This window comes from Thalassotalea sp. G20_0, from assembly GCF_017744175.1.
GTDB lineage: Bacteria > Pseudomonadota > Gammaproteobacteria > Pseudomonadales > Endozoicomonadaceae > Endozoicomonas.
Window position 1 is genome coordinate 1 of the sequence record NZ_JAGHQV010000118.1, and the last position, 3,652, is coordinate 3,652.

Annotated in this window: 2 protein-coding genes; both read right to left on the reverse strand. The window is 47.2% G+C overall.

What is annotated here, in order from left to right; all coding sequences use genetic code 11:
- Nucleotides 1–2,833 (reverse strand): RAP domain-containing protein (locus J7438_RS24700; RefSeq protein ID WP_209278707.1); only part of this gene is annotated, 2,833 nt, incomplete at its 3' end.
- 53 nt (nucleotides 2,834–2,886) lie between these two features.
- Nucleotides 2,887–3,579 (reverse strand): RAP domain-containing protein, encoded by a 693-nt coding sequence (locus J7438_RS24705; protein ID WP_209278708.1) that lies wholly within the window; start codon nucleotides 3,577–3,579, stop codon nucleotides 2,887–2,889.
- Nucleotides 3,580–3,652: the final 73 nt, after the last annotated feature.

A 3,652-nucleotide genomic window follows, 5' to 3' on the forward strand; every position in this document is an offset into this window, starting at 1 on the left:
CATGAGCCTTTGGCAGGACGGCTAACTTTGCCTTGATTTGCTCAATAACTATTTTCATTGAATCGTGGCTATCAAGCTTTTTCACCGGGATTTCAATAACCTCAAATCCTAATTTTTGCAGCAGGGCGATTTTCAGCAACGTTGAGCCATTCCTGGTTTTGAAATCACCACTCACGTAATGAAAAGGTCCCTGAATGTCGATAACCATGTTGTAATCTGGCAGTAGCAGGTCAACCGGAGGTAATGAGTGCAGACTCTTTTCTTCTTCAATCTTCAACAACGGAAAATTCGATTGGAGGTGATCGCGGAAGTTGGATTGAGATTGTGAAGTGATTGTCGTGTAATTAGGAATGACCGGACACGCTCTCCCAAGCCAACCTGCGGCCATGGCAACGATGGATTGATCCTCTGAATTGTCCGGGAATGTATTTTCCAGGCGAGAAGATAGTTCACTTATGTGCTTTTCAAGGGAGTGTTTATCATTACTGTCTGAGTCCAGATAAAATCTGGCACAGAACACCATGGCTCCCCATAGAGACATCAATATATCTTGCTGAGAGAGTTGAGGTTTTTTACTGATTCTGTCGACAAGAGAATCGAACGCAGATTTAACCAGGTTCAGCTCAATGGCCTCACCCAGCTTTGCCAAAGCCCACAGCAGGTTGGCGATATGCTGAGGAGTAAAGCGGTCTTTCTCTTCTTTTGATTCGGCTTTGGTTATCACCTGGGACAACAGCGCAGCCAAGGCCTCTTTGAACGTCGGTATCTTCTCCAGCTCCAGCCCATTGTCTACCAGTTTCACCACGGCCCAAAGCAGGTTGGCGGCAGCTTGAGTGTTGAAGTGGTCTTTCTCTTCTTTTGATTCAGCTTTGGTTTTCACATGGTACAACAGCACGGCCACGGTCTCTTTGAGCTTAAGTGTCTTCTCCAGCTCCAGCCCGTTGTCTACGAGTGTTGCCACGGCCCACAGCAGGTTGGTGGTACCTTGAGTATTGAAGTGGTCTTTCTCTTCTTTTGATTCGGCTTTGCTTGTCACATGGGGCAATAGCGCGACCACGGCCTCTTTGAGCTTCCGTGTCTTCTTCAGCTCCAGCCCGTTGTCCACCAGCTTCGCCACGGCCCACAGCAGGTTGGCGATATGCTGAGGAAGAAAGTGGTCTTTCTCTTCTTTTGATTCAGCGTTGGTTTCCACATGGTATAACAGTGCGGCCACTACCTCTTTGAGCTTCCGTGTCTTCTCCAGCTCCAGCCCGTTGTCCACCAGCTTCGCCACGGCCCACAACAGATTGGCGATAGACTGAGAAAAAAAGTGGTCTTTTTCTTCTTTTGATTCGGCTTTGGTTTTCACATGGGACAAAAGTACTACCGCGACCTCTTTCAACTTCGGTGTTTTCTCGAGCTCCAGCCCGTTGTCCACCAGTTTCGCTACTGCCCACAACAGGTTGGTGACATCCTGTAGCTTGAATTGGTCTTTGTCATCTTTTGATTCGGCTTTGGTTTTCACATAGGACAACAGCGCGGCCACGGCCTGTTTGAGCTTCGGTGTCTTCTCCAGCTTCAGCCCGTTATCCACAAGTTTCGCCAGGGCCCACAGCAGATTGGCAACTTCATGTTGCTTGAAGTGGTCTTTCTCTTGTTTAGATTCGGCTTTGGTTTTCACATGGGGCAACAGCGCGGCCACAGTCTCTTTGAGCTTCGGTGTCTTCTCCAGCTTCAGCCCGTTATCCACAAGTTTCGCCAGGGCCCACAGCAGATTGGCAACTTCCTGTTGCTTGAAGTGGTCTTTCTCTTGTTTAGATTCAGCTTTGGTTTTCACATGGCACAAAAGTGCGGCCAAGGCCTCGTTGAGCTTCGGTGTTTTCTCCAGCTTCAGCCCGTTGTCCACCAGTTTCGCCACGGCCCACAGCAGGTTGGCGGTACCTTGAGAGTTGAAATGGTCTTGCTTTGATTCGGCTTTGGTTTTCACATGGTACAACAGCGCGACCACAGTCTCTTCAAGCTTTGGTGTTTTCTCCAGTTTCAACCCGTTGTCCACCAGTTTCGCCAAGGCCCACAGCAGGTTGGCAGTACCTTGAGTGTTGAAGTGCTCCTTCTTTGAATCGGCTATGGTTTTCACATGAGGCAACAGCGCGGCCACGATCTCTTTGAGCTGCGGTGTTTTCCCCAGCTCCAACCCGTTGTCCACCAGCTTCGCAACGGCCCACAGCAGGTTGCTGGTCCCTTGTGCATCAATATCACTGGCTTCATTCTTTTGATTGCACTTAAGTATTAACGCATCAAGTAACGTTGACAGTAAATCGGCTTGAGTTTCCCTATACCCCTCATCCATGTATTTATGAGGGGTCAAAATACCCGCGGAAGTCAATGAATGAAGCGTTGTTGTCAGGCTTCGCCAGGTCCACCCGGGGGTCACTTTAAAATCGTGCAACAATGACATCAGTTGACGTTGTTCACTATGATTTAATGGTCGTTTTGCTCCTGATGTGTACCACTTGATTGAACAGGCAAATTGACCATGATGTCTACCATCATAGCGGTCACCATAACGAGCAAATAACCCCACCAGCCAATCCATTTTTTCTGGTGTGATGAGGGCATTAAAACCATGAACAGGTTTTATTGAATGTCCTGATGGATGGTTAGCAGAGCAGGCGTCAGAAGCAGGATGACATTCATTACGCTTCTGGGTACAGGACGGTGGCACATTCACCTTTCTGACTGTGCCATGCCTGTATTGCCCACTCCCTGAAGCACTGGCATGAACGTCTGGTTGTTTGTAATCATGGCCTGAAGCTGTGTATTTACAACTTATACCAGCACCGCCTCTGTCCATAATTATATTTCATTAATTCATTGAAAATATAAAAAGTAGACTATTCTACGGCATCAGCAGGCAGCAATTTTTACTGGCTTTTTTCTCTTTCTTTTTCTTTTTTTGGGCTTTTTGGTTTGCTCTTCTAAATATTCTTCGGCGGTAAAATAACAGTCATCTGAAAATTGCCCTCCATCATCGGCAGTAAAATATGCCTCGTCTACCGCCCACTTGCCGCTGTCAAGTGACACAGAGCCATGGGCCTTTGGCAGGACGGCTAACTTTGTCTTTATTTGCTCAATAACTATTTTCATTGAATCCTGTTTCCGAAGCTTGTTCAACGGAATTTCAATGACTTCAAATCCTAATTTTTGCCACAGGGCGATTTTCAGCAACGTCGAGCCATTCCTGGTTTTGAAATCACCACCCACATAATGAAAAGGTCCCTGAATATCGATCACCATGTTGTAATCTGGCAGTAGCAGATCAACCGGAGGTAATGAGTTCAGGCTCTTTTCTTCTTTAATCTGCAAAGACGGAAGGCTTGATTGGAGTTTATCGCGGAAAGTGGCTTGTGATTCGGAAATGGATATCTGGTAATGGGGGACCACCGGACACGCTCTTCCAAGCCAACTTGCGGCCATGGCAATGATGACGGTTTGAACCTCTGTAATGCCCGGGCATGCATTTTCCAGGCGAGAATATAGTTCACCTACTAATTTATGACTGTTATAGGTAACACTGCCTGCAAGCATAGCTGGTGTCATGCAACCTGAAAAAACCTTTCACCAATTCAGGCGTCTTTTGTAGCGATCGCATCTTACTACGAACAAAACCTAT